The organism is Dictyobacter halimunensis (assembly GCF_036245075.1).
In genome coordinates this window covers 3575708-3602060 of record NZ_BSRI01000002.1, presented here as the reverse complement: position 1 = coordinate 3602060, position 26353 = coordinate 3575708, and the positions used below count along the sequence as shown (strand labels likewise).

Sequence of the window (26353 nt, the reverse complement as noted above, 5' to 3'; positions counted from 1 at the left end):
GTGAACAGGAGCACACTCAACCTATCGTTCCATTGTTTCAACCATATACGCTGCGCGGCCTGACCCTGCGCAATCGTATCGCGGTAGCCCCCATGTGCCAGTATTCGTCGACCGATGGCTTTGCCAGCGATTGGCACCTGGTCCATCTGGGCTCGTTCGCGGTCGGTGGCGCGGCCATTGTAATGACCGAGGCGACCGCCGTTGAGGCACGAGGACGCATCTCTCCCCAGGACCTGGGTATCTATAAAGATGAGCACATCGAGATGCTCTCGCGCATCGCCTCATTCATCAAGTCTCAGGGAGCTATCCCGGCGATGCAATTAGCCCATGCGGGGAGGAAGGCAAGCACGTTCAGACCGTGGAGTGGCAGTGGCGAGGTAAAGCGTGAGGATGGTGGCTGGGAGACGGTGGCGCCGAGCGCGCAGCGCTTTGCTCAGAACTATCCATTGCCGGTTGAGCTGTCACAGGAAGAGATCGCGAAGGTGGTGCAGAGCTTCCAGGTGGCCGCTCGCAGGGCCTTGCAGGCGGGCTTCCAGATTCTAGAGATCCATGCCGCCCATGGCTATCTGATCCATGAGTTCCTGTCTCCCTATTCCAACCACCGCACCGATGAGTATGGCGGCTCCCTACAAAACCGCATGCGCTTCCTGCTGGAGGTGACCGATGCAATTCGCCAGGTGCTGCCCGCCGAACTGCCGTTGCTGGCGCGCATCTCGGCCAGCGATTGGACCGAGGGCGGCCTGACGATTGAAGAGAGCGTCGAGATCAGCCGCGCCCTGCACGAACATGGCGTCGATCTGATTGATGTCTCGTCTGGCGGCAACGTCGAGAAGGCCAGAATCCCGGTTGGACCCGGCTACCAGGTTCCCTTTGCCGAGACCATTCGCCGCGAAGCACACGTCCCCACCGGAGCCGTCGGCCTGATTACCGAGCCCCGGCAGGCCAATCAGATCTTAGAGCAGCAGCGGGCAGATCTGATCTTCCTGGCCCGTGAGCTTCTGCGCGATCCACACTGGCCCCTGCGTGCGGCCCGCGAGTTGTCCCACAACATCGCCTGGCCCAAACAGTACGAACGCGCCAAACTATAAAGTTACCCGCTCGAAGAGCAGGTCATGGCACATTCCGGATACAAGCCGGAGGCGGGATCATGTTCGGGAGTTATTCGCGGACATGATCCTGGCCGCTGCTATAGTGCTGCTGGTGTGCCTGACGAGCCTCGCGCAGGATCGCCAGCGGCTTCACCAGGAAGCCGACGCAGGCCCCATACTCGTGCAGAATCGTCACGGTTTCATGCGTCATAAAGTACTTGCCATTCCCCACTACGCAATCATTGATAACGAGCAGGACGCTAAAGCTGGTCTCGGCTGGCATCGAGGTCAGTACCTCTAACAGCTCTTGCGTGCCCGTAACATCAACGCGCTGCGCCGACGAGATACGATCTTGCGGCGTCACCTTTTCCGGGTAGATATACAGTTCCGCGTGCCCGATAGCCATTGCATTCATAAATGAAACTCCCTCCTACGCAAACAAAACATCTGTAGCCACTAGTATATAATATTCATCTCCGGCCGAGTTCGCTTCACGCGCAAGCGCAAGCACGGCACTTACCTATCCAGGCGCAGCAAAAATGAGGCCGCTCGCTCATATTCGAGCAGTAGACGCTGCATGTCGGTCAGCAACTGCGCGGCGCGGGTAATCTGCGCCGCGATCTCGTCTCGCTTATGCGTGCCGGTACCAATATGCTCTTTCAGAAACTCTAAAAAGGCCGTGGTATCGGTGACCTGGCTGGACAGATGCTTGATCTTATCGAGCTGCTGATGGCTCGTATAGACCTGCGCCAGCGAGGAAAAGTCATAGTGGGGCCCCGTCTGCTCCCCCACAAAATCCTCGCCATAGGAGCTCAATAGCCTGATATCGAGATCGTCACGCATCGAGGAGAGCTTATCGGTATCCAGGTGTACATTGTTCTGCTGCAACACATCCGAAAGCAGCCGCACGAATTCCATGAAAATATAGTAGAGGTCCGCGATGAAGACGCGAACGCGCTGCAGGGGATCATCGGGTGAGATCTGATAGACAAAGGCTTCATACGAGCTGTAGTTGGCCTCGATCAGGCGCTGCAGATCATTGATAATGGTCATGATCTCATTAAAGCGCGTCACAAAGGTATTGATATTGGTGGTCTGCTGGGTATCCAGGTACACGTGATACATGCGATAGAGCGCCTGCAATGTCTGATCGCTGGTGGCGCTTGCTGGCTTCTGGATGGCGGGTTCGCCCCCGGTCACAGGTACTACCATCCTGCTACCCTGGCCTCGGGAAACCGAAACCTTTTCAAGCTCGGGAGATGTAGTAGTAATGAGCTGAGCACGCAAAACGTCGAGAGCGGAATCGATATCATCCAGCAACTCGCTCTTCTGCATTTCGCTTAAGCTCAGGTTATACTTGACAACACTGCGACAGGTAAAAATGGTGGCGATAATGTGCTCAAATTGCTGTCGAGATGCATCGTACGACATACAGCTTCCTTTCCCTCACGACCTATGCCACGATCCAAAAACTTTTCATATTCCCGCAATGATACACATAGCCACGTCTTCTATATGTATCGGCAGTAGCAAATATAATCTACCGATCTACGCTATTTCATCGGTAGAATGATTTGCTGTAATGATTTGTATACCATATATAAGAATAGCATTTATGCGCCCTTTAATGCACCATATTCAATGCAAGATAGCCTATTTGTCTGTCGAGAAGGACGAAAAACGCTGCCACACCAACGCGTTGGTGTGGCAGCGTTTTTCGTCCTTCTCGACAGACAGTAAATGTTTAGCCGAGTAGGAGATAGATGTTTTGGAGCAAGCGTTTGACTTCTTGCAGGAAGCGCGCCACGGTGGCGCCGTACAGGATACGGTGATCAGCCGACAGGGTGACGTGCATGATGTCACGGACGACTGGCTGATTATCGATGGGGACAAAGGTTTTGCGTGCCGCCGCGACCGCCAGAATGGCTGACTGCGGAGGATTGATCACGGCCGCGAAGTCTGTCACATCCATCATGCCCAGATTGGATATTGAGAATGTGCCGCCATCAAGATCGGCCGGGGTGAGCTTGCCCGTCTGCGCTTTGGCGACCAGGGCTTTGGCTTCGCGCGCGATGGTGCGCAGTCCTTTGATATTGGCGTCGCGAATGACCGGAACAACCAGGCCGGCCGGTACATCGACGGCGATCCCAATATTAATATGCTTGTGCAGTAAGAACTGGCCATCGCGATATGAGCCATTGACCTCAGGGAACTTCTCCAGAGCCAGGGCGCAGGCCTTGATGATCAGGTCGTTGACGCTAACCTTGACTCCGCCCTCGCCAGCATTGGCATTGAGCTTCTGGCGCATCTCCAGCGCATCCGTGAGATCAATATCATTGCCGATATAGAAGTGGGGCACGCTCTGCTTGGATTCGGTCAGGCGGCGCGCGATGGTCTTCTGCATCGTGGAGAGCGTGACGACCTCAGTATCCTCGGTAGACACCTGGGGCTGGACGGCGGCTACGGCCGCGGCCTCGGGAGCGGCTATGGGCGTTGGCGCCTGGGTCTGAGGGGCCGCCTGGGTCATGCGCTGCTGCTCAATATAGTCCTCGATATCGTCGCGTACGATACGTCCACCCGGACCGGTCCCCTTGATCTGCTGGAGATCGATGCCGTGCTCTTCAGCCATGCGCCGGGCCAGGGGGGAAGATTTAATCGGCCCACCATTGGAGCGGGAATTCTGAGAAACCTGATTGGGTTCTACAGCGGGCTGGCTCGCAACGCCATTACTGGGCTCGCTCACGGCTGTGCTTTTTTGAGCGGGCGCGGGTGCCGCTTTCACGCCAGAGGCCTGCTGTTGCGTCTGTACGTTCGTGCCAGTGCCTACAATGGCGATAGGCTGACCAATCGGGGCCGTCTCGCCTTCAGCGACCAGGATCTGCTCCAGTACGCCGGCGCTAAACGACTCGATCTCCATATTGGCTTTATCGGTCTCAACCTCAGCAACAACTTCGCCCTTCTTTACCTCATCACCAGGCTTCTTCAACCAGCGCGTGATGGTGCCTTCCTGCATGGTATCGCTGAGTCGGGGCATATTCACTTCAGGCATACTCTTTATCTCCTCCGGCGGGGCGCAAGTTCGTTGATGGCGTCTAACAGCTGCCTGGCGCCGGTCAGGGCAGCTGACTCCAGGGGCTTGGAATAGGGCAGCGGTACCTCGACATTGGCCACGCGTTTGACAGGAGCATCCAGGTAATCAAAGGCCTCTTCCTGGATGGTCGCGGCAATTTCAGCGCCAATGCCATATGAGCGCCAGTCTTCTTCAAAGATGATGGCGCGACCGGTCTTTTTGACCGAGTTGACGATGGTCTCCTTATCCAATGGACGCAGGGAGCGAAGGTCGACTACCTCGACATTCCATTTGTTTTCCTGCTCCAGGCGTTTGGCCACGTCCAACGCCATGGCTGCCATACGCGAATAGCTGATCACGGTCAGGTCGGTACCTTCTTTAGAGACTTTCGCCTTGCCAAAGGGGACCAGGTAGTCTTCTGCGGGCACCTCGCCCTTTGTGTTGTAGAGCCCCAGGTGCTCAATAAAAATAACTGGATTGTTGTTGCGGATCGCCGTTTTCAGCATGCCTTTGGCATCGGCCGGCGTAGAGGGCGCAACGACATGCAATCCAGGGATGTGGGCAAACCACGCCTCTAGATTCTGCGAGTGGGTCGCCGATAGCTGCTGGCCGCCGCCACCGGGGGTGCGAATGACCATGGGGACCGGCGTCTGCCCGCCGAACATGTAATAGATCTTGGCGGCATGATTCAAGATCTCGTCCATAGCCATGGCGATGAAGTTGAAGGTCATGATCTCAACCACGGGCCGCAGACCCAGCATGGCGGCTCCAACCGCCATGCCAATAAAACCATTCTCGGCAATGGGGGTGTCGACCACACGCCTGGGACCAAATTCCTTGAGCAAGCCCGCGGTGATCTTGTACGAACCCTCAAATACACCAATCTCTTCACCCATCAAGAAGACATTTTCGTCGCGCTTGAGCTCATCGCGCAACGTCTCGTTTAGCGCCTGTCGAAAACTTATTTCGGCCATTTTGTTACTTACTCTCCTGTAAATGTTCGTCAGACGCGTAGATATGGTCGAAGAGACTCTCAACCGGTGGGAAGGGGCTTTCCTCAGCAAATCTGACGGCTTCGTTTACCACTTGCTCGACCTGCTCCTCAAGCGCTTGCAGGCCCCGCTCGTCAATCAGGCTCGCATCCTGCAGGCGTTTGGCGAAGGCGGGCACGGGATCAAGCGCACGGCCACGGCGCACCAGCTCTTCATCGCGATAGCGATCTGGATCGATGACAGAGTGTCCACGATGGCGGAAACTGACGGCCTCGACGATATATGGCTCGTGTTCTTCGCGTGCGACTTTGGCCGCGCGGCGCACGGCGTCACGTACCGCGATCACGTCATTACCGTCAACACGCTCACCGCGTACATCGAAGGCACAGCCCTTACGATACAGCTCGGCGACCGCTGACCCTTTTTCCACCGGCAGACCCATGCCGTACTGGTTGTTGACGACAAAGAAGATAACCGGCAACTTGTAAATTTTGGCCAGGTTCAACGACTCGTAGAACGGGCCGCCATTGGTCGCGCCATCACCCATCTGGACCGCGACGACCTCATCAGTGCCGCGATAGGCAACCGCGAATGCCGCGCCAATTGCCAGCGGCACCTGGCCGCCAACAATACCATAGCCGCCCAGTAAACGGTGTTCCAGACTAAACATGTGCATAGAACCACCGCGACCATAGGAACATCCTGTTTCTTTGCCAAACAATTCAGCCATTACTGCATTCGCAGAGATGCCACGGCCCAGTGCATATCCATGCTCGCGATAATTCGTATAAAGGTAATCTTTTGCTTCCAAGCCTGCACAGAATCCGACAACAGTGGCCTCTTCACCCAGGTTCAAGTGGCAATAGCCGCCGATACGGGCCATCTTGTACATCTCGTCCGATTTTTCTTCAAAACGACGGACGAGCAACATCTGGTGATAGTAGTTTACCAACGTCTCTCGATTTTCGTCTTCAGGCAGCGCGACGACACGAGGCTTATCTGTGGTGGTGGCATCGCGTCCATCCGGTCGCTTTTGCTGCTCAGTACTCATGATGTCTCCTGATTTTCTTTAAGTAACTATTTGTGGGGTTGGAGAATGTGCTTTCATCCAGGGTAGCTCTGACTCATCTGGAGTGCGTACCCAAATACTCAGTGTTTTAATAGACATATCCCACATAATTGTAACACGTATTGAAAAGATTACCATGCTATTGTGGGTATGTTACCGCTCAATAGGTAGAAGATACTGTTAGCTAGCTACCAAATTCTTACTCGTACTGACATTCAGTACCAGAACAAGCCAAACGCTATCATATCACAAGGCCAATTTCTCTGGCTATATATGATCCATCGAGGTTTTTTTTGGAGGATGTTGATGCGCACCGGTTTTTTCTCGCGATGGGTACAGCAGGGTGCATCCGCACCCTGCTGTACCCATCGCGAGAAAAAACCAGTGCTGCTCTTCTTTAGCGTTTGGGCAATTCGCGCCAGTCCTTCTCATTGATGTCGACATCAAACTTTTTAGCGGCGCGCTTGATACGTTTCCAGGCCTCGTCCTTCTCGGAGTCGCTGACCCCTTCCACCTGGTCGAAGCGCGCCACCGCGTTCCTGACATGCGAAGCATCGGTCAGCGGCTCTTTGCGCTCCTTTGGGAAGGCAAAATCGTTATCGTCTAACTTATCTCGTTTATGCGTACTTAAGTCTGCCATAGTGTCTTTCCTTTCTCTACATTAAGAAAGCAATCTCACTTTCTTATTACACGAATGACACTTGCAATGAGATGAACTACCATTCTATGGCTGCATGGTCACCACTTCCCGGATGGTTTGATCGGTTACCGGTCGCATAGCTTTTTGGGATCTGGTTAAAGAAGCTCCCAGCCGGACGGCGGGCGCTTCAATAAAGCGATAGATGAGATAACAAAAAGGCACTATCAGGCCAAACACACAGACCCAGTACAACGCATAGCGAGCTCCCGCGGGCCAGGAATTGAAGTAGGGAAAGGCGTTATCCATAAACCAGAATAACGTCGGCTCGTGCCAGATATAGAGTCCATAAGAGAGCATGCCTATGTTGCGCAGCAACGCGCTTTTCCATAACCAGGTAATCACCGGAGGTCCAAAGAGCACACCAAGGATACACAGGCCAAAACTGATGGCGAAACCGAGCTCATAGAACCAATTGTGTGGTCCAATATAGGATACCAGCGCCGCATAGAAAGGTGTTTCGAACCAGTAGGTCATGAAGCAGAATCCGATGACACCGGTCAGCCAGATGCACCAGCTATAGCGATTGATAAACACACTCATCTTTTGCTCGGGTCGGCGCTGGGTTAAGAGATAACATGCGCAGATTATCATGCCGATAGCGAAGTCTTCGAGATATTTTCCGCTCTGACCATAGACCACAAAGCGAATGGCGGCATGCACATACGAGGGTGCCCACAACTGCTGATGCGGATTGATCTCCCAGGAACGTCCCCAGGCGCGCGTCACCAGACCCCACAGGATCATCGCCAGCAAGCAGGTAAAGAGCGTGGCGACCTTCCACTTATCCTCACTTTGCCAGACAAACCAGCGTATCCCCAGGGCGATAAAGGGTAAGAGCATGTAGTATTGCCACTCGACCGCCAGCGTCCAGAAGGGTCCGTTGATCGCCTGATACGTTTGATGTGATGAATCCATCAAAAAGGTAAGAAAGAGGGCCAGCTGGCCCCAGTGGTCCATCTGCAGGTAGACCGGGGCGGAAAAGATGACCAGAAAAATGAGGGCGACATAGTAGCCCGGCCAGATGCGGCACATGCGCCGTATGTAAAACGTGCGCATCGAAGGCCACGACTCTTGAAACATCATCGACCGGGCATAGGGCAAAAATAGTAGGAAGCCAGATAGCACGAAAAAGAGGGTTACGCCACAGCTACCAACGATCGACAGATCAGCAAAGACCTTGTTCACACCTGTAAGATTCCAGATGTTTTTCACACGAGAAAACATATTCACATGATAAAAGATTACCAGCAGGCAGGCAAAGCCACGCACTCCATCCAGCACGGTAATCGTATTTTTTTTCGGGGCATCTTTTGATAAAGCGATCAAAGCCATCTACTCCATCCATATATATCTGCAAAACATTCACCAGCTCACCTCCATTTATCGGCTCGTCTCAACCCTTATCAGAGGTATATATAAAAACCCTAGCATACATTCGATCTATCGTCAATTTATATATGTAAATTTTACACTGCTACTTGATTACTCTTTCAATACATATCTGTGGTTTTATCACACATATACATTAAAAATTTTTCATGCATTGATGCTGCGTATACTCCCTCAAGACGGTGGTGATACAATGTCACCGATAGTAACCAGTTGTATTTGTTCTCTCTTGCCAGGCGGCACAAAGGGGTTGACGCATGAAAGATGATCAACAAAGCATTCCATCCTATGGTCTTGGACGGCAGATGCAGGTCTATATGCAGGGATTACAGGGACAGCTTCCTTCGCTCCCTGTCTCACCTGAGGCATTGGAGCAGCAAGCACTGGCGCACCTGAGTCAGAAGGCCGCTGGCTACCTGGCCGGGATGGATGATACGATGCAGGCCAACCTGCGCGCGTTCCAACATTGGAGCATCCTTCCACGCATGCTGCGCGACGTTTCCCGGCGCCAGTTATCCACCACCATCCTGGGCATGCAGCTGCCCGTACCACTGTTGCTGGCCCCCATCGGCGTGCAATCGATTATCCATCCCGAGGCCGAGCTGGCGGTGGCCAGGGCGGCACGCGCGACCGGGGTACCAATAATTCTCAGTACGGCCGCCTCGCGTAGCATCGAAGCGGTCGCCCAGGAGCTTGCTGACACGCCCCGCTGGTTTCAGCTCTACTGGAGCAAAAATCCAGACCTCAACGCCAGCCTTGTGCGCCGGGCCGAACAGGCAGGCTATAGCGCCATCGTCGTGACGCTGGACACCAGGCTACTTAGCTGGCGTGAGCAGGATATCCAGAACGCGTACCTTCCCTTTTTACAGGGTGAAGGACTTGCCAACTATTTCAGCGATCCGATCTTCCGTCAGGCGCTGGCTCAGTCGCCAGAAGAAAATCCGGCCATGGCTATTCGCTATTTCATTGAGATCTTCCTCAATCCGTCATTGACCTGGGACCAGCTCGCTTTCTTAAGGCAGCATACAAGCCTCCCCATCTTCCTGAAAGGCGTCCTGCATCCAGATGATGCCCGTCAAACCATTGATGCGGGCATGGATGGCATTATTGTGTCCAATCATGGTGGACGCCAGGTAGGAGGATCGCGAGCGGCGCTGGACGCCTTGCCAGCTGTGGTTGAGGCCGCGGGGGGACAGATCCCTGTCCTCTTCGATAGCGGCATCCGGCGCGGCTCGGACGTGCTGAAGGCCATCGCGCTGGGCGCGCGGGCGGTCTTGCTCGGCAGGCCCTATATCTGGGGACTGGCCCTCGACGGCGAGGCCGGAGTGCAGCAGGTGCTCCAGAATCTGCTGGCGGACCTGGATCTGACGCTGGCGGTGAGTGGCTTCTCTTCAATCAGTCAGCTAGATGCGTCTCTGCTGGTAAATGAACGTCCGGCAGCATAAAATGTTCTACGATGACATTTCATCAGTATCGTAAAAAAGAGCATGGAGGAAACATCGTATGTCCCAACTTAATCTGACACCCGACCAGCTTTTGACGACCACGCGCGCCGTACGCAAGCGCCTGGACCTGGCACGCCCGGTTGAACCGGAGCTGGTAAAAGAATGCATTGAGATCGCGACCCAGGCGCCCAGCGGCAGCAATAGCCAGCAATGGCATTTCGTGGTGGTGACCGATGCCGAGAAACGCCTGGGACTGGCCGAGCTATATCGAAAAAGCTTTAGCCAGTATCGCCTCAACGCCGCTGAAAGCATTGAAAAGCTCAAGGCTAGCAAGCCAGAGCTGGCTCAGGTTCAGCAGCGCGTGGCCTCTTCCGCGGACTACCTGGCGGAACACCTGCACGAAGTACCTGTACACGTAATCCCCTGCATGCGTGGCCGCTTCGACGGTGCCTCTACCCAGCAGCAGGCGGGCGTCTGGGGCTCCATCCTACCCGCCGTGTGGAGCTTCATGCTGGCCGCGCGCGCACGAGGTCTGGGAACAGCCTGGACAACCCTGCACCTGCCCTATGAAAAGGAAGCGGCGCAGCTCCTAGGCATCCCCTACGAGAAGATCACCCAGACCTCCCTGATCCCGGTCGCCTACACCCTGGGTACCGATTTTAAAGCCGGCGCGCGCCAGCCACTCGATAAAATCATCCACTGGAATAACTGGTAGAATCCCCATAGCTCAAAAATTATGGCTTGTGACGATGGTGGGCATCGTCACAAGCCATAAAAACCTTTATTTTCATAAAGTGAATGAGTCATTTGACATGGACTATAGTCCATGTTTTTTACTATACTATAAACATGCGAAAAATATAATTGCTATATCTTGAGCTAGATAGAGGGCGCATGGAACAGTTAGGTATCTATTGTCCCCATTGTGGAGCAAGCAATCACAAAGAGGAGGTATACTGTTTTGCCTGTGGCCACACCCTTGCAGATGCGGAGGCGCCTGCCGCTACTACGGCATCAGAGATTCTTCTCCAGCAACGCTATCGGCTGCTGAATAAAGTAGGTGAGGGCGGCTTTAGCATCGTCTATCGCGCTGAGGATATCCAGACCCATCAAACCGTCGCGGTCAAAGCTGTCAGCCTGCGTGGGCTCTCAACACAGGAGAAGATCGAGGCGACCGACGCTTTTAATCGTGAAGTGACGATTCTGACAAAATTAACCCATCGCAGCCTTCCCCGCCTCTATCGGCATTTTTCGGATGCCGAGTGCTGGTATATGGTCATGGATTACATAGAGGGGGAGACGCTGGAAAAATACCTGGAACGTCATCAGCAGATGCCGTTTCGCCTGGAAGAGGTGCTGGACATCGGCATCATCCTCTGCGATGTGCTGGACTATCTCCATTCCAATCAGCCGCCGATTATTTTTCGCGATCTCAAGCCCGCCAACATCATGGTAACGTCCGGAGGCTATATCTATGTGATTGACTTTGGCATCGCCCGCCAGTTCAAGCAGGGGAAGCCGAAGGATACCATCCCCTTTGGATCGCCAGGGTATGCCGCGCCAGAACAATATGGGAAGGCACAGACGACGCCACGCTCAGATATCTATAGCCTGGGAGCAATTCTCCATCAACTGATGACTGGTAGCGATCCCAGTCAATCTCCTTTTGCCTTCGCTCCGCTCTCCAATCTCCATCAGCAGGCGGTGGCGAAACTGGATACCCTGCTGCAGCGCATGGTGACGCTGGACAGCCAGCAGCGTCCCGACTCGATGGCCGAGGTGCGGGAATCCCTGCAAGAAATTTCGAGGATCCATTACTATCAACAAGGCCTCTCCAGCCAATATTACCGGCCGAGCCTCTCCCGGGCCTTTCAGACGGCCGCCTACGCACAACCGTTGCCATCCACTCCTATGCCCAGCAACGCCGGGGTAGTTACATTTGTACAGCAGCAACAGATCTTTTATGCCTCCTCGCCGTTCGCACAGAGCACAACACCGCCTCCAGCCAACCGCTATCAACTGTATAGTATTCTGTGCAGCCTGGTCGGCATCTTTATGCCACCATTCCTATGCCTGGCCTCAACACAGATCCTCCCTCTGCTACAACAGCATATTCCAACTGCCTTATTTGCCTATCTGCTTCTTCTGGCACCATCGGTGCTGGGCATTGTTTTCGGGCATAAAGGACGCGATTTTGCCAGCCAAACAGGCACCAGCGCGAGCACCGCGACGGTTGGACTGACGCTGGGCTATATCTTCACGGCGATATACCTCGTTTTCGCCCTCTGCTTCTTCTCCACAACCATCTTGCTTGCCCCACATATGTCGGGATTCTAGTGCTAAGGAGAGTATGAATCGCATTTTTTATGAGGAATTGGAGCAACACAATGGGTGGGTGCAGATGCACCCACCCATTGTGTTGCTCCAATTCCTCATAAAACTAGATGCTAGCTCCCTTCCTGGAGAAGCGCGCCATCAGTGCTTCCGCGTAATCGCCGACAACCGGCAGCTTAAACCTGACCCCACGATACGCCTGAAACATCAAAAAGACCCACAGGACAAAGATCGCGGCTCCAATCAAGAAAGCGATACAGCTAAAGGCAGATCCAACCAGGGCACCTACGATAAAGATCCCTGAGATGAACTTTGCCAGGGCGGAAACAATACCATACAGAATGATAAGAGGAGTGAACACGACAATAGATTGCGCGGCATGGAAGCGCACAAAACTATTTTTGCGACCGATAAAAAAGAATACAATGCCGGTAAAACACAATCCCAGATAGCTCAACAACGCATTGCGTCTCGCCCTGGAGTCAATTATGCCCTGACTTTGTCCGCTGCTCCCCCGGCTCACGCTGCTGGGAGGAACATAGGCATTGGATTGCTGCTGTTGTTGCTGTTGTTGCTGCTGATATTGCCCGGATGTATATTGTTGACCACCCTGCCCATATACGTAACTAGGGTCGCTTTGCCGCGCACCCACACCGGGCTGAGGCTGATTTGCCCCATAGGGGTCATCAGCTGGATTCGATGGATTATATCCCCCATAGCCACTATATGGTCTGGATGGATCGGGTTGTTGATTTTGATTAGGATTTGTACTCATGAGAGCATCCCTCCGTCCATAACGAAAAACATTTCTACATGTATTACGCCAGTGTATCAGAAAGGTTAGAGGGAAGCGAAAAGTGCTTTATCATATTCTCAGCAAAAAAGGAGAGAATATCAACTCATCGGCAAAAAATTGAAGCAAGAATGTATATCTAACGGGGAGCAATATTCGTATTGAAAGTAGGAGCACTAATGCGTTGTGAGGCGACCAGGTTCTGGTAAGGAGACGCGTATGTTTCACTATATGGATCACAAAGAAGCAATAGAGGTGCTGCGTAAGGCGGGCTTCAGCCATGTAGAGATCGATCGTATCACAAGGTTCCGCAAGCATTTTATCCCAGGCGAACTGGATCAAACCCCCGATGATCATCGTCGTCTCGAGTTCACGCGCTGGTTATTTCAAACCGGCAAATTGACAGATTTTGTCAGCTAATGTGACTCCTGCCTTACCAGGCTAACCTATCAGACAATGATTTTCTGATAGGTTTTTTTGTGCGTGAGCACCTCTGGGCGGGCGGTCGCATGCGCGACCGCCCTCTTTTATTAAGGAGGACTAAAAACGCTGCTGCCAGAACGCGCGTTCTGGCAGCAGCGTTTTTAGTCCTTCTTAGAATTCCTGTGAGCGCCGAAGGCGCGAAACGACTTGCAGGACATATTAGTTGGCGAATGATTGGGTCTGCTGGCCGCGCAGCTGCGCCCGCACCAGGCGAATCTCATCATACGAGTAGTCGTCGCCCAGATGCTCTTTGATCGGTTTGAGCCTGGCATCCCCGACCTCCTGGATCGCTTGCGCGATCACATCATAGTGATCCGCTGCTACCAGGTTGCTCAGATCGAACTGCTCCCCTTCTTCCAGGGCGCTGCTCAGATAATCTAACACGGTCGCGGGCTGGCGATCGCAGGCCTTGGCGATCTCGTTCAGGCTGAAGCCTTGCTGGGCCAGTCCAACGGCGTTGCCGCGTGCCTGCTGGGACGCACGGGAAGGCGCCCTGGTCGTCTCGGTCGGCTTTTGCTGATCCGCTGGCTGCGGAACAGGAACCAGGTCGGGATGCTGGCCCATGTGGATTTTGATTTCATTGGTAAAGGGGACGTAGTACGATTGCAGCTTTTTCTGGCCAACGCCTGGAATCTTTAAGAATTCGGGCTCGCTGGTCGGCAGGTTGTGGACCATCCCCAGCAGAGCGGTATCGGTAAAGATGACGTAGGGGGCCACACCCAGTTCATCGGCCAGGCGCTTACGCAACGCACGCAGACTCTGCAGCAGGGCGCTCTGGTTGTCGTCCAATGGCTGGTTATTGACCGCGTCCGCCACGGTGGCGGGCATGCTGTACGTGGGACGAGCCTCGACCTCCATATAGAATTCTGCATGACCCTTGAGCAATTTTACTGAATTGGAGTTCAGGTGATAGGTTGGATAATTATCGCGTCGCTCCGTCAGGAAATGCTGCTGCAACAGGGCATGGCCGATGGCCATCCATGAATCACGGCTCCGTTCCTTGCCACAGCCATAGGTTGTAAGCTGGTTATGGTGATAGTCACGGATCTTCTGGGTGTTGGCGCCACGAATGATATCGATGATATGGTTGAGCCCGAAGCGTTCACGAGTCTGGTAGACGCAGGTCAGGAACTTGCGCGCATCCTCGGTGCGATCCTCGGTCTCTATCGAGCGGGTACAGTTATCACAATTGTTGCAGCTGCCCTCTGGTAGCTCTTCACTGAAGTAGCTCAACAGGAGGCGGCGGCGACACTGCGTGCTCTCACTATATTGGATCACCTGTTGTAGCTGATTGAGCGCGATGGCTTGCTGCTGCTCGTTCTCTTTTTGCGTAATGAAGTATTCCGCCCGCATGCGATCCCCATAGCTGAAGAAGAGGATGCAATCGGCTGGCTGGCCATCGCGCCCGGCACGGCCGGATTCCTGGTAGTACCCCTCAAGGTTTTTGGCATGTCATAGTGGATGACGGCCCGCACATCTGGCTTGGCGATCCCCATGCCAAAGGCGATCGTCGCGACCAGTACGGGTACATCGTCGCGAATGAAACGCTCTTGATTGTCTGATCGCACGCGTGGGGAGAGTCCCGCGTGATAGGGCAGGTTATCGATGCCATCCGCCTGCAGGTCGGCGCTCAGCTTCTCAACGCCCGAGCGGCTCAGACAATAAATGATGACCGATTCACCCTGTTTCTGACGGAGAATCTGTACCAGTTCCCCATACGATCCTTTGTGTTTCTTGCGTACTTCGTAGGAAAGGTTGGGACGGTTAAAGCTGGCGATATGGGTAATGGGTTGGCGTAGCTTTAATTGCTCAAGGATATCGCGCCGCACACGCGCCGTGGCGGTCGCGGTCAGCGCCAGAATCGGTAACTCGGGGAAACGTGTGCGCAGCGTGCCTATCTGGCGATACTCGGGGCGAAAATCATGTCCCCATTCACTGACACAATGCGCCTCGTCGACGGCCAGCAAAGACAGGCCAACCGTCTTCTTCACGTGTTCAAGGAAGGTGAGGAAGCTGGGTTTCAACAGGCGCTCAGGAGCAACATAGAGAAGTTTGGTCTGCCCGCTCATGGCTGCCCGCTCACGCCGGGCGCCTTCTTCATACGACAATGAGCTATTCACAAATGTTGCTTCAATACCATTGGCCTGCAAACGACTTACCTGGTCTTGCATTAAGGCAATCAGAGGGGAAACAACTATGGTAAGTCCCGGCAAAAGCAAAGCCGGCAACTGATACGTGAGTGATTTACCACCACCGGTCGGCATCAATACCAGCATATCTTGCTGCTCTAATACCGCTTCCACAACATCTTTTTGTCCTGGCCGAAAGGTATCATATCCAAAATACTGTTTTAGCGCTTGATCGACATGCAACAATTTCAATATACTCCTGCTCCATCTAAATGCTCCGCACTCCCAACATCCTACACCAATGCCCGCTTACTACCCGCGAACAATAAGGCGGCGCCACTCGCTCGGAGTTGGCTCCGCTCAATCAATAAACCCACATTATCCATACGAATTAGTATAAGTATCACACACTAAACCATATTTTATCAAATTATATCAAAAAGTCAGCATTCGCACCGCTGGTGCTCCATAGTCATTTAAGGTGGTGCAACCACCCGTACGGGGGTACTCACAAGTCCATTGTGTGTTGGTGCATGCGGGGCGCTGAGGCGCCCCGCATGCACCAACACACAATGGACTTGTGCGGCCGCGCAGTGGACGCGCGTGCGGAAGCTATCACGCCCCCTGTAAAAAGTGTGTCTGACACACTCACCTTACAGGAAGGAGCTATCGACCAGGCGGCCACCCGGCTCATAGAGCAGAATACGTTGCTGCTGAATAAGCATACTGAGGGCACTGACGAGCTCTTCCCTATTTATGTGGATGGTATGAGTGAGCTCTTCAATATTCTTTTGCCCGTCGATAGCCAGGTAAAGCTGACGCGCCCGGTGCTCAGCTGGTGATAGACGCTCCTGCTGGTTGATGAACGGCATTTCGGCCCCCTCGACGCGCCGAGGGATCAGCAGGGGCAAGGCACCCATGGAGTACACCTTGACCGGTTGCTGGGGACCAGTTTCATTCAAACGACGTGGCGGCACTGGTGGCTGACCAGTATTTCCCGGTGAATATGAGGTGTTAGCATTGCCTGGCCTGATGCCGCCATGTCGTAAAGAGGTAAATTGGGAGCTTGATTGCAAATCCTGGCCGTTGCTGGCATGCATAGGAGAGGCCTGAGGCGTTTTAATCGATGGTTGAGGTGCTGTACCCCAGCCACCAGCAGGCAAGGGGGTATTCGGATTTACAGGCCGCTGCGAGCCCGTCGTTGCACCGCCCTCGGGCCGCAATGAGGTATTGCGCTGGCGGGGTCGATCCGCCACAACCTTCCTTACCTCCTCGACCAGTTCTTCACCCTTAAACGGCTTGGTCAGGTAGGCATTCGCGCCCTGTCGCATAGCCCAGAAACGGTCTGAAGACGCGTTTTGGAGCTTACGATAATGATGGGTAGCGTGCGCCATGCTTCCTGTGAGCGTAGATGGCGGCACACCTCAAAACCATTCATGCCCGGCAAAATAATATCCAGCACCAGGCATTGGGGAGCATCATGCGCCATCATGCGCAGCCCCTCTGGACCATCATTAGCAACTAGCACCTGGTAACCAGCGCTCTGCAACGCTTGCCGCATATACAAACACTGGGTCGAACTATCATCAATGATTAGCACCTTAGGCGCAGTTACCATACGCACACCCCCAATTCGTCAATTGCTCATCCCAAGCAATCACTACATATACTTGTTTCTCTTAGCATAGGTAGAATAGTCGCCTCTAGCCACAATCGGGATAACAACTATAGTGCTCTGCCATGAGGATGAGGTACTCTTCTTCATCACCTAAAAAGGAGCACGACGCATATCATATTCAAGTAGATTGGCCAACTCTATGTGCGCGAGTACACATAAAAGCAAGCAACAACTATCTTAGTTAGTAAGGAACATATTACCATCCTCATTAGCATTTAGGCAAATATACAAACTCTCCTCTACCAAAATGTACTCTTTCGCCAGATATCCAGCTATCCGCCTTTTTTCGCTGGCTTCATTTTTCACCTTCAGGTGGATAAGAGGGTGGCTTATTCTGTTTTTGCTTTTGTGGCGGGCTTGAGCGCCCCCGCGCAGCGGCCACCGTGTTTTTTGAGGTGGTGCATTGAGGGCGCATCCGCGCCCCCAATGCACCACCTCAAAATAACAACAATGTCCACCAAACGCGAGGACCACGGGAACGATTGTGAGATGCAAATTCATGCGGGGAGGAGAAATCGGCCGCAAGGGCCGAACCCACTTAGCAATCTATTGTGGGTTGGTGCGGCCGCACATGTGGGGCACTCGTCTTAAGCAGCGCTAGCAGATGTAAGGCGATAGCATGGTAAAAAAATATATGGTACGCTAAAATACAAGGGGCTAAATATACATCAGAACTGTATGGAGAAGGATTTCACCCAACAGATCTTCTCTCCGTAAACATCAGTAACTGATGAATCCGTTTTCATTTTTACCTTATCTTTGTACTTTTATTTTTCACGATAGGAGATCGCTGTATGGCTCGTACAGAAGTCCATTCAACGTTATCTGCCACATCAATTAAGCTGGCACGGGTTTCGCAAAATGTAGGGGAACGCCGGTTGCGCCGTGTCAGTGCCTGGCTCTTGCTCCTGTTCTTGCTGCAGGGCGAATTGGGGGCCGTTTGGGATCGAGAGTGGCATGCATTTGTTGGACGGGATCAGTTCTGGACTCCACCACATACGTTGATCTATTCTTGTGTGGCCGGGGCGGGCCTGCTGGCCCTGGCCGTTGTGCTGATAGAAACGTTTCGCTATCGACGTCGCGTTCCCGGGGTAGATGATACCTCGACGGTACCTATTTTTCGTTTCTTCCACGCTCCCCTGGGCTTTAGCGTGCTCGGCTTCGGGGCGCTCCTGGCGTTGATCGCGGCACCGCTGGATAATTACTGGCACGAACTCTATGGCATCGATATCGCGCTATGGGCCCCTTTCCATATGATGGGAGTAACCGGTGGCTTGATTGGCATGCTGGGTATGGTCTACGTCTTTGCGTCGGAGGCGGCCATTGAGCGTCAATCCGGGGGCGCACCCCGGCGCTTCCTGGGGCTGACCGCGCTGGAACTGGGAATTATCATGACGATGGGGAGCATTATGAATTATGTGTTGACCGGCTTCCTGCAGTTTCCAGTGGTCACGGTTGGTACGATCCATATCTCTACCTATCCACTTCCACTCATAGCTGGCTGTGTCATGTTTATGCTGGCCGGGTTACGCACGACCCAGCGGGTCGGGATCGCCACGCTGCTCACATTCGTCCTCTTCCTGCACACCCTGGTGGTGGAGCTGTTTGTGCCCTGGGCCATTCGCGTAGCGGTCGCGCAACAGGATATTCCTTATCGCGTTGCCAACCTGGTGCCTGAGTTCCGCCTGGACTACGCGTTTCTTCCCGTTGCCTTCCTGCTTTCGGCTGTGATTATCGACGGGATCGCCTACCTGCGCGTGCGCAAGACGGGTAGTCCAAATAGTTCAATGCTGCAAACAATCATTCAAGGAATCATAGTAACCCTACCCATCGTATTCTTCACCCCGCTGATTCTGCGCGATTACACGCCTTACGCCCCCATCTTCTTGCCAGAAAAAGGGGTTCCCTTTGAGCCGGTTCAGATGGCCGTTATTGTTATCATTTCCTTATTCATTGCTATGGCTTTTGGAGCACTGGGTGCATGGTTAGGCGAGGATTTTGGAGATATCTGGCGCTGGAGCAAGCGCTAAACCATACGAGGTTATGCTATGTATAAGGTGCTTTCTACGCTTATGCGTCTCAGCCTGATCTGGATCAGTCTGCTCATTCTGCTGGCGGGCAGTGCCAGCGCGGCGAGCAAGCCAGCACGCACAGATACGGTGGCAGCGGGGGCCTACATTGTTAACGTGAGCCTTTCCAAAGATCCTCCCTATGTGGATGAAGCCTTTGACGTTACCGTTGTGCCACACAATAGCGCGCAGAAGTTGACTGGAAAAGTTATTGTGCAGCCGGGACCCGGCACCAATGGGGCAGAGATACCGACGACGCTCCAGGCGGTGGGGGGCAAAGATGACAGTCTGCGAGCCAGCGTCCATATTCCCGTTCAGGGCGCCTGGAACATTATTGTCCAGTTGGATGGCCCTCAGGGTTCCGGCCATGCCAGCATCGCTGTCACGGTAGGCGCGCCGGGCGCCATGCAGCCCTGGCTGGCCTGGCTGATTGGAGCCTCACCGCTCGTCTTCATCGCCATCTGGATCGGGACCCAGCATCGTTATCGCCACTCCCTGCTCAAGCCACAATCCGCAGAGGCGGTAGAATAAGAACTTAAGAACTTAAGAGGAGGAAGAGACTGACGACGATCGGTGTCAGTCCCTTCCTCCCTTGCGTTCCTTATTTTGCCTCTCCTACTGATTCCTGTTTGAGCGCGGCCACACGCCGGGCGACATCCAGGAAGTAGTCGATGGACCGGGGATTGCTGAGGGCATCAACGCTAACAGCTTTTTCGGCGGGAATGCCCATCAGCAGCTTTTTCACGGGTACCTCTAGTTTCTTCCCGCTCAGGGTGCGCGGCACCTCCTGAATCACCAGAATCTCGTCGGGCACATGATGTGGTGAGATGTTGGAGCGCAATGCCTGCTTGATCTTTGCTTTCAACGTCTCATCCAGCTGGACACCTTCGCGCAGTACAACGAACAGCGGCAGGTAATAATTGCCGTGCGGCAGTTCAACCCCGACAATCAAGCTATCCATGATCTCTGGCAGACCCTCGACGATACGGTAGATCTCGCTGCTCCCCATACGAATACCCATGCGATTGATGGTGGAGTCGGACCGACCATAGATGACGGCGCTCCCCTCGGGCGTAATGCGAATCCAGTCTCCGTGCCGCCAGACGCCGGGATACTGCGCGAAGTAGCTTTCCTGGTAGCGTTGCTGATCAGGATCGTTCCAGAAATAGAGGGGCATAGAGGGTAAGGGATCCGTCACCACCAGTTCTCCCACCTCGTCAATCAGGGGATGGCCCTCCTCGTCGAAAGATTGTACGTTGGCGCCCAGAGAGCGGCACTGCAGTTCTCCAGCATAAACGGGGAGCAGGACGGAGCCCGTGATGAACGCGGAGCAGACGTCGGTACCACCGCTGACGGATGCCACCCATAAATCTTCTTTGACATGCTCGTAAATCCAGCGGAAACCTTCAGGGGGCAGCGGCGAGCCCGTCGAACCCAGGCCACGTAACTGGCTCAGATCATAGGTCTGTCCTGGCTCGATCCCGGCCTTCATACAAGAGGTGATATAGCTGGCGCTGGTACCGAAGAAGGTCATCTTGCTCTCCTGCGCAAAGCGCCAGAGCGTCTCGATATTGGGATAGCCCGGACTGCCATCATAAAGGAGGGTGACCGCGCCCGCCAGCAGGCCGCCGACCAGGAAGTTCCACATCATCCAACCGGTCGTGGTAAACCAGAAGAAGCGATCACCAGGCTTGAGGTCTACGTCCAGCGTCAGAGCCTTGAGATGCTCTAGCAGTATACCGCCATGCCCCTGCACAATCGGCTTCGGCAGACCCGTGGTTCCCGATGAATACAGGACCCAGAGCGGATGGGAGAAGGGGACCTGCTCAAAAACCAGTTCCGCCTCTTCACGCACCACATCAGACCAGAGGAGTCCGTTGGGGATGTCGGCGGCCGAGGCATCGGCGTATAAATACGGGACCAGCACGACTTTTTGCAGCGTCGGCAACTCACGCTGCAGTTCTTTGACCACCTCTTTGCGATCAAAGGTCTTTCCGTTGTATTGATAGCCGTCAATCGCGAAGAGGATGGTTGGCTCGATCTGCTTGAAGCGATCGATGACGCTGCTGGTACCGAAATCGGGAGAGCAACTCGACCAGGTAGCGCCAATACTGGCACAGGCCAGAAAAGCGGTGATCGCTTCTGGAATGTCTGGTAGATAGGCCACGACGCGATCGCCCGTTTGCACCCCCATGGCACGCAGGGCATGGGCGACGGCGCCCACGTTGCGCTTGAGTTCCTGCCAGGAGATTTCTGTCAGGCCCTGCCGTTCAGATTGAAATATCATCGCCGGTCGATCGGACGTGGCGTGGCGAAACGCATGCTCGGCATAATTCAGTTTCGCACCCGCAAACCAGTCCGCGCCCGGCATCTTACGCTCGGCAAGCACCTGCGTATAGGGCTGGGAGGCCTGGATATGAAAATACGACCAGATGGAGGCCCAAAAGTCTTCCAGATGCTCGACAGACCAGCGCCAGAGCTCTTCACGATTCTCAAAATGCAGGCCACGTTCCTGCGTTAGCCAATGCATATATTGCGATATATTCGCTTCTCGCCTGTCTTTTTCAGATGGGGACCAGAGAGGCTGATCTTTGCCCAATGGAGTTTCCATATACATGCTGCCTTTCCTAATAAAACATTGCAGTATGGGTAGCTCTGGTAATATATAGGGTTGAGCGAAAACCGCATAGTTTTCATTCAACCGTTGCTAAAACGCGATACTATCCTATGCAGGATACAGCTATCCGCACAATCGAAGGAAAACAGCCTTGGGCTGTGACGATTGAAGGAAAGCCGAACCATACCAACCAGGATAGTAACACATCTTTCCCGAAAGCATCGGGCGAACAGGGGAGTTCGTCGGCGGCAACAGCAGCGCCGAGCCAGTCCCGGTATACGAAACTGGCTTCACCCGTGGGTCAGTGATCGAGCAAGAGCGCGCATTGCCCGTGAGTTTCATTGAGATGAGATAGGCCACGCCCAGACGGGCAATATTGAGCGAGGCGCAGTAATCGCGGTCACCATTAAAGCCACACTCTTCACACCACATCCAGCGCCCCCAACGAATATCCTTGCTGCGCTGGTCGGGAGCGCGATACGTTTTGGCAGGTGTGCTGCAGTGTGGGCAGGTATGAGAAGTGCCTCGTGGGGGACACGTCTGAAAGCGCAGGCCCTCCAGGTGGCATTTGTAGCGCAGCAGGTGCCAAATCTCCCCACGAACGGTCGTGTTGTTGCAATAGTTGCGCCAGCGCCCACGCACCCCTCGTCCTCGACCAGTCGTTTTCAAGGTTTTGAGCGACTCCATCGAGAGAAGAGAGCAGCCATGCACGCGGGCGAGCAGCAGCAAAACATTGCTTGCCAGATGCGCCAGAGCACGATTGCGCTGCTCATACTTGCGCCAGCACCGCGCAATCTCGCGCCCATACAGGGCCAATCGTTCCTGATACCAGGCCCGTTTCAGATGATCAGGGGCGAGTGCGTCTCGTTCCTGCTTGTACCGTGCCACCTTCTTCTTCAACACGTCGATCTGGCGGCGCGTGCGTGCCTGGCGGCCATCGAAAGAGCCGGTCTCCAAGAAAAAGGGCCTGCTCACCTGTTGGCTGTGTTCATCCACAGCCGTTGCGGTGAAGAGGGAGTGGACACCCCAATCGGCCCCCAACACTCGTTCAACGCTCTCCCAGCCAGAGAGTGTCTCTTTTTCGACCTCGACGATGACATCAAGGACGGCGAACCGCTTCCCATCTGTCCGGCACTCTTCCCGCAACGTTGGGGCCAGGAGTTGGGAACCTGTCAGGCGCTCTTTCAAGCACGCAGGTAACGAAATGATCGTGTCTACCTTGCGCCAGCGCCATATCCCTTGCTCATCGGGGTATCGAAAGCGGAACCGCGCCACGCCCGTATCCAGGTCCAGGCTCATTCTGTATGCTTGCCCTTTTTCACGGCCATCGTCGCCAGCGTAGGTGAGCATCCCGACTTTGAGCAGCGGAATCGGCTGCAGATCCTCGTAGGATGCAGGCCACTGGTCCATTCGTAAAAAGTGATTGCACGCCTGTTCAATGACGTTCTGAAGCGTGACAAAGCTGGTTTCGTCGTCATCCAGGCTCTTCGGCAAAGCGGCTATGGCCTCTTTGATGGCCGGGCGGTTTTTTCCCGGTGGCCGCTTCTCTGTTTGAGGCCGAATGAAGCCATCGCAGAGGATCGGGGCAATCAGCTCAAACGCTTTTTTTCGCTCAGCTTGCTGGCGCAACAGCCTCCCAACAACCTCACTCTCACATCGCCACTGGCGGTCTCCATGTGGCTGAGGGCTGCCGATATATTGCCCGACCTGTTTCCAGGCTGGCCCGCGCGTGTGCTCACCAAACTCGGAAAGACTCGGCCACAGGATCTCTAACGCCTGATTTACTACCTGGCGCGAGGCATCAAGCAGACGGAGAGCATCGGCCTGGGCCTCGTCGGGCAGACGCACATCGTAGGTGAGAGCTTGAACAAGACGACCTGCACGCACCCTTTTCTCCTTTGACGAACATGTGTCCTTTTGCCACAGTATAGCACGGTAGCTTGCGTGGGGCAATCTTTCAGGAAGTTCAGGATAGTTACGGATAGCTCATCAAATTTAGCAACTGTCAGCAACCCTATTATATCCTATCCCTATGCTGTTCAGTTATCATTATCTTCGACATCTTCTTTATAGGAGCTTGAGCGCCCCCTTTCGGGCTTCCGCATACGCGGCCACCTTTTTTTAAAAGGAGGAGTGAAAAGTCAGGGGCCGCAGGCACGATTCTCCTGAATTTCAGCCTGATTGGCTGCCGGCATTTCATTGACAGGGCTTATGCTCGCGATTATCATTTATTTATATATTTGCGGCGTTGTATTGCGTTCACCAGGGGGAGAAAGAGAAATATATCTATGATTGTCGATATGCCATTGGCTGAATTGGAGCAGTATCATCCGGCGTTAAATGCGGAGAGCGACTTTGATGCTTTCTGGGCGCGGACGGTTAGGGAGAGCGACGGACAACCGCTAAATGCCAGCGTTGAGGAATATCCATTCCCGAGTGATCGTGTGACGGTGTACCGGGTCCGTTACGATGGTTTTGGACAGAATACGCGCGTGGCTGGCTGGTATCTTGTACCCCAGAAGCCGTATCGTCTGGAGGTTGATGGTAAGACGCCAACTCTGGTTCAGTATCATGGCTATAGCGATTCCAAGGGGTTGCCGGTGCGCCAGATGAACTGGGCGTTGCAGGGCTATTGTGTCTTCGCCGTGGATACACGCGGACAGAATGGGGAGACCCCTGATAACAATACGTACAGTAGCGGCAGCATTCTGGGCTGCATGTCAAAGGGCATCTTAGATCCGGAGAATTATTACTATCGCTACGCGTATATGGATTGCGTGCGCGCCGTTGATTTTGTGCGTAGCCGCGAGGAGACGGGTCCGATTATTCTAACCGGCGGGAGCCAGGGCGGCGGCCTGACTATCGCGGTGGCTGCACTATCCACAGATAAAGGTATCGCCGCTGCCATGCCAGATGTGCCGTATCTCTGCCATTTCCGGCGCGCGATCGAGATGTTTGGGGATGGTCCGTACCGCGAACTGGTCGATTTCTGGAAGAAGCATCCCTACGATGTTGAGCAGAGCTATCGTACCCTGAGCTATTTTGATGGCTTGAATCTGGCGCCACGCATCACGTGTCCAACCCTGCTCTCGGTGGGTCTGCTCGATACGATCTGTCCACCATCGACCGGCTTCGCCGTCTATAACCATCTCACCTGTCCAAAGACGCTCAAGGTCTATCCCTACAACGGACATGAAGGCGGCAGCGAATTCCACGAGATCGAGAAGTGGAGCTTTGCCCGCTCCCTGTTGGCCCGCTAAACGTTCCACCCAGATATAGCAAGAAGGATGCGCCATGCGTTGCCGCGGCAACGCATGGCGCATCCTTCTTGCTACCCGTTAGCCTGCTGGAATAGCCTCGATGGCTTTCTTCAAGGCCGTGACCTGGTTTTCTAGCTGCTTCTTCACGATCGGCGTCACCAGGGGTCCGACAAAATTGAGGGTATTGCCGGGTTCAGCCTCTCCGATCACCGTCAGCATGGTCCCACCATCGGGCGTGGAGGCGAAGGTCATGGTGTTTGCCAGTGGGAAAGGACCCTGGATCATTTTAAAGGCGAACAGGCGCGGAGGCTCATAGCGGGTAATCTCGATCGTAGAGTCAAATTGTCGTCCCATAAAGACGGCGGTCTGCGCATAAGTGGAGCCTACACGCATGGGCCCCTCTGAAATGGCCCGGATATCTTTGACGGGTAACCATGATTTAACGTTGTCCATAGTGGTCACGTACGCAAAAACAACCTCGATTGACCTGGCAATAGCGATACTTCTTTCTAAACGCATCACAACTCGCCTCCTCTGATAAATGGACACAATGCTATTATTCCATATGAGATCCGACCCTGGAGATGCTAAAGCGCAAGATAAACGGTACAGACTGGCACCGACGTGATACAATTATACACATAAGCATATAGTTACGTATCAGTAACCTGATAAAGCACTCATCGGCGGTCTTTGCGTTCCGGAAAGTTACAGAGAATTATTGAATGAAAAGATTTTTGAAACTACTCATGCGTGGCCTGCTCCTACGTTGTCCAGTATGCGGGCAAGGCAAGCTCTTCAGCGGCATCTACAAGATGAATGAGCGTTGCCCGGTATGCCAGTTTAAGTTTGAGCGCGAAGAGGGATATTATACCAGTTCTATGGCCATTAACCTGGTGGTCAGCGAGCTTATCGCGGCGGCAGTTGTGCTGCCCCTGGCGGTTACCCCCAGCATCCCGGTTTTGCCGGTAATGCTGATCGGTGGCCCGTTCGCCTTGATACTGCCATTGCTGCTGTTCCGCCCCAGTCGCGGACTCTGGTTGGCCATGGATCACTACTTGAACCCCACTTCGGGCAACGACCTGCCCGATGAATCCCCCCTTCTGCAGCGTTCACGCGGCGTGCGCAGCGATCATTAACACCACCTGAACCGTCGGGATGACGTGGGGATTCGGCAGGAGAAAATGCAATGGGACTATAGTGGTGCCACTCATTGCGGACTTGCTTATCCCTGGCA

General features: G+C 54.1%; 24 protein-coding genes. 9 read left to right on the top strand and 15 right to left on the bottom strand.

Annotated elements, in window-relative coordinates:
• Positions 1–23: 23 nt before the first annotated feature.
• Positions 24–1088: an NADH:flavin oxidoreductase/NADH oxidase gene (locus AABA21_RS28945; RefSeq protein ID WP_479430364.1), complete on the top strand. Its 1065-nt coding sequence runs from the start codon at positions 24–26 to the stop codon at positions 1086–1088.
• Positions 1089–1158: 70 nt separating this feature from the next.
• Here the strand turns inward: AABA21_RS28945 and AABA21_RS28940 are convergent, their stop codons facing one another.
• The 7 genes from AABA21_RS28940 to AABA21_RS28910 all read right to left on the bottom strand — a co-directional run bounded on the left by AABA21_RS28940 (position 1159) and on the right by AABA21_RS28910 (position 8245).
• A complete protein-coding gene (locus AABA21_RS28940) occupies positions 1159–1503 on the bottom strand; it encodes a hypothetical protein (protein WP_338255575.1) in 345 nt (114 codons plus the stop codon).
• A gap of 101 nt (positions 1504–1604) precedes the next feature.
• Positions 1605–2519 (bottom strand): hypothetical protein, encoded by a 915-nt coding sequence (locus AABA21_RS28935; protein ID WP_338255574.1) that lies wholly within the window; start codon positions 2517–2519, stop codon positions 1605–1607.
• 313 nt (positions 2520–2832) lie between these two features.
• Positions 2833–4137: a dihydrolipoamide acetyltransferase family protein gene (locus tag AABA21_RS28930; protein WP_338255572.1), complete on the bottom strand. Its 1305-nt coding sequence runs from the start codon at positions 4135–4137 to the stop codon at positions 2833–2835.
• 5 nt (positions 4138–4142) lie between these two features.
• On the bottom strand, positions 4143–5132 hold the full coding sequence (locus AABA21_RS28925) for an alpha-ketoacid dehydrogenase subunit beta (RefSeq protein ID WP_338255571.1): 990 nt from the start codon (positions 5130–5132) through the stop codon (positions 4143–4145).
• 4 nt (positions 5133–5136) lie between these two features.
• Positions 5137–6201: a pyruvate dehydrogenase (acetyl-transferring) E1 component subunit alpha gene (pdhA, locus tag AABA21_RS28920; RefSeq protein WP_338255570.1), complete on the bottom strand. Its 1065-nt coding sequence runs from the start codon at positions 6199–6201 to the stop codon at positions 5137–5139.
• A gap of 415 nt (positions 6202–6616) precedes the next feature.
• Positions 6617–6859 (bottom strand): DUF6582 domain-containing protein, encoded by a 243-nt coding sequence (locus AABA21_RS28915; RefSeq protein WP_338255568.1) that lies wholly within the window; start codon positions 6857–6859, stop codon positions 6617–6619.
• A gap of 84 nt (positions 6860–6943) precedes the next feature.
• On the bottom strand, positions 6944–8245 hold the full coding sequence (locus AABA21_RS28910; RefSeq protein ID WP_338255567.1) for an acyltransferase family protein: 1302 nt from the start codon (positions 8243–8245) through the stop codon (positions 6944–6946).
• Between the two features lie 320 nt (positions 8246–8565).
• Between AABA21_RS28910 and AABA21_RS28905 the strand changes: the two genes are divergently transcribed.
• The 3 genes from AABA21_RS28905 to AABA21_RS28895 all read left to right on the top strand — a co-directional run bounded on the left by AABA21_RS28905 (position 8566) and on the right by AABA21_RS28895 (position 12090).
• Positions 8566–9753 (top strand): alpha-hydroxy-acid oxidizing protein, encoded by a 1188-nt coding sequence (locus AABA21_RS28905; RefSeq protein ID WP_338255566.1) that lies wholly within the window; start codon positions 8566–8568, stop codon positions 9751–9753.
• A 58-nt stretch (positions 9754–9811) separates the two neighbouring features.
• Positions 9812–10468, top strand: a complete 657-nt coding sequence (locus AABA21_RS28900) for a nitroreductase family protein (protein ID WP_338255565.1) — start codon at positions 9812–9814, stop codon at positions 10466–10468.
• Between the two features lie 179 nt (positions 10469–10647).
• Positions 10648–12090, top strand: coding sequence for a serine/threonine protein kinase (locus AABA21_RS28895; protein ID WP_338255564.1), 1443 nt, complete (start codon positions 10648–10650; stop codon positions 12088–12090).
• 103 nt (positions 12091–12193) lie between these two features.
• On the opposite strand, the gene AABA21_RS28890 is transcribed toward AABA21_RS28895, so the two are convergent.
• The gene (locus tag AABA21_RS28890) at positions 12194–12862 is read right to left on the bottom strand and encodes a DUF4870 domain-containing protein (RefSeq protein ID WP_338255563.1); all 669 of its coding nucleotides are present in this window, start codon (positions 12860–12862) and stop codon (positions 12194–12196) included.
• A 237-nt stretch (positions 12863–13099) separates the two neighbouring features.
• Here AABA21_RS28890 and AABA21_RS28885 point away from each other — a divergent pair, with 237 nt between their 5' ends.
• The gene (locus tag AABA21_RS28885; protein WP_126596890.1) at positions 13100–13300 is read left to right on the top strand and encodes a hypothetical protein; all 201 of its coding nucleotides are present in this window, start codon (positions 13100–13102) and stop codon (positions 13298–13300) included.
• A gap of 222 nt (positions 13301–13522) precedes the next feature.
• Here the strand turns inward: AABA21_RS28885 and AABA21_RS28880 are convergent, their stop codons facing one another.
• The 4 genes from AABA21_RS28880 to AABA21_RS39535 all read right to left on the bottom strand — a co-directional run bounded on the left by AABA21_RS28880 (position 13523) and on the right by AABA21_RS39535 (position 17053).
• Entirely contained in the window at positions 13523–14716 is a 1194-nt protein-coding gene (locus AABA21_RS28880; RefSeq protein ID WP_338255562.1) for an RQC domain-containing protein, read from the bottom strand.
• Positions 14638–15744 carry a RecQ family ATP-dependent DNA helicase gene (locus AABA21_RS28875; RefSeq protein ID WP_338255560.1) on the bottom strand — a complete coding sequence of 369 codons (1107 nt, stop codon included), beginning with the start codon at positions 15742–15744 and terminating at the stop codon, positions 14638–14640. The genes AABA21_RS28880 and AABA21_RS28875 overlap by 79 nt, the downstream gene beginning before the upstream one ends.
• Before the next feature lie 401 nt (positions 15745–16145).
• Complete coding sequence (locus AABA21_RS28870) at positions 16146–16886, bottom strand: hypothetical protein (RefSeq protein WP_338255559.1); 741 nt, start codon at positions 16884–16886, stop codon at positions 16146–16148.
• Positions 16796–17053, bottom strand: coding sequence for a response regulator (locus tag AABA21_RS39535; RefSeq protein WP_420917226.1), 258 nt, complete (start codon positions 17051–17053; stop codon positions 16796–16798). Before AABA21_RS39535 ends, AABA21_RS28870 begins: the two co-directional genes overlap by 91 nt.
• Positions 17054–17964: 911 nt before the next feature.
• Here AABA21_RS39535 and AABA21_RS28865 point away from each other — a divergent pair.
• Together AABA21_RS28865 and AABA21_RS28860 are read left to right on the top strand one after the other, a co-directional pair.
• Entirely contained in the window at positions 17965–19200 is a 1236-nt protein-coding gene (locus AABA21_RS28865; RefSeq protein ID WP_338255557.1) for a hypothetical protein, read from the top strand.
• Positions 19201–19242: 42 nt separating this feature from the next.
• Positions 19243–19770 carry a hypothetical protein gene (locus tag AABA21_RS28860; protein WP_338255556.1) on the top strand — a complete coding sequence of 176 codons (528 nt, stop codon included), beginning with the start codon at positions 19243–19245 and terminating at the stop codon, positions 19768–19770.
• 70 nt (positions 19771–19840) lie between these two features.
• On the opposite strand, the gene AABA21_RS28855 is transcribed toward AABA21_RS28860, so the two are convergent.
• Together AABA21_RS28855 and AABA21_RS28850 are read right to left on the bottom strand one after the other, a co-directional pair.
• The gene (locus AABA21_RS28855; RefSeq protein WP_338255554.1) at positions 19841–21850 is read right to left on the bottom strand and encodes an acetoacetate--CoA ligase; all 2010 of its coding nucleotides are present in this window, start codon (positions 21848–21850) and stop codon (positions 19841–19843) included.
• A 129-nt stretch (positions 21851–21979) separates the two neighbouring features.
• On the bottom strand, positions 21980–23743 hold the full coding sequence (locus tag AABA21_RS28850; protein ID WP_338255553.1) for a zinc ribbon domain-containing protein: 1764 nt from the start codon (positions 23741–23743) through the stop codon (positions 21980–21982).
• A gap of 401 nt (positions 23744–24144) precedes the next feature.
• Between AABA21_RS28850 and AABA21_RS28845 the strand changes: the two genes are divergently transcribed.
• Positions 24145–25116: an acetylxylan esterase gene (locus tag AABA21_RS28845; protein WP_338255551.1), complete on the top strand. Its 972-nt coding sequence runs from the start codon at positions 24145–24147 to the stop codon at positions 25114–25116.
• Positions 25117–25194: 78 nt separating this feature from the next.
• Here AABA21_RS28845 and AABA21_RS28840 read toward each other — a convergent pair whose 3' ends face one another.
• Entirely contained in the window at positions 25195–25635 is a 441-nt protein-coding gene (locus AABA21_RS28840) for an SRPBCC family protein (RefSeq protein ID WP_338255549.1), read from the bottom strand.
• A 206-nt stretch (positions 25636–25841) separates the two neighbouring features.
• On the opposite strand from AABA21_RS28840, the gene AABA21_RS28835 reads away from it, so the two are divergent.
• Positions 25842–26255 (top strand): DUF983 domain-containing protein, encoded by a 414-nt coding sequence (locus tag AABA21_RS28835; protein WP_338255548.1) that lies wholly within the window; start codon positions 25842–25844, stop codon positions 26253–26255.
• The last annotated feature ends 98 nt before the right edge of the window (positions 26256–26353 follow it).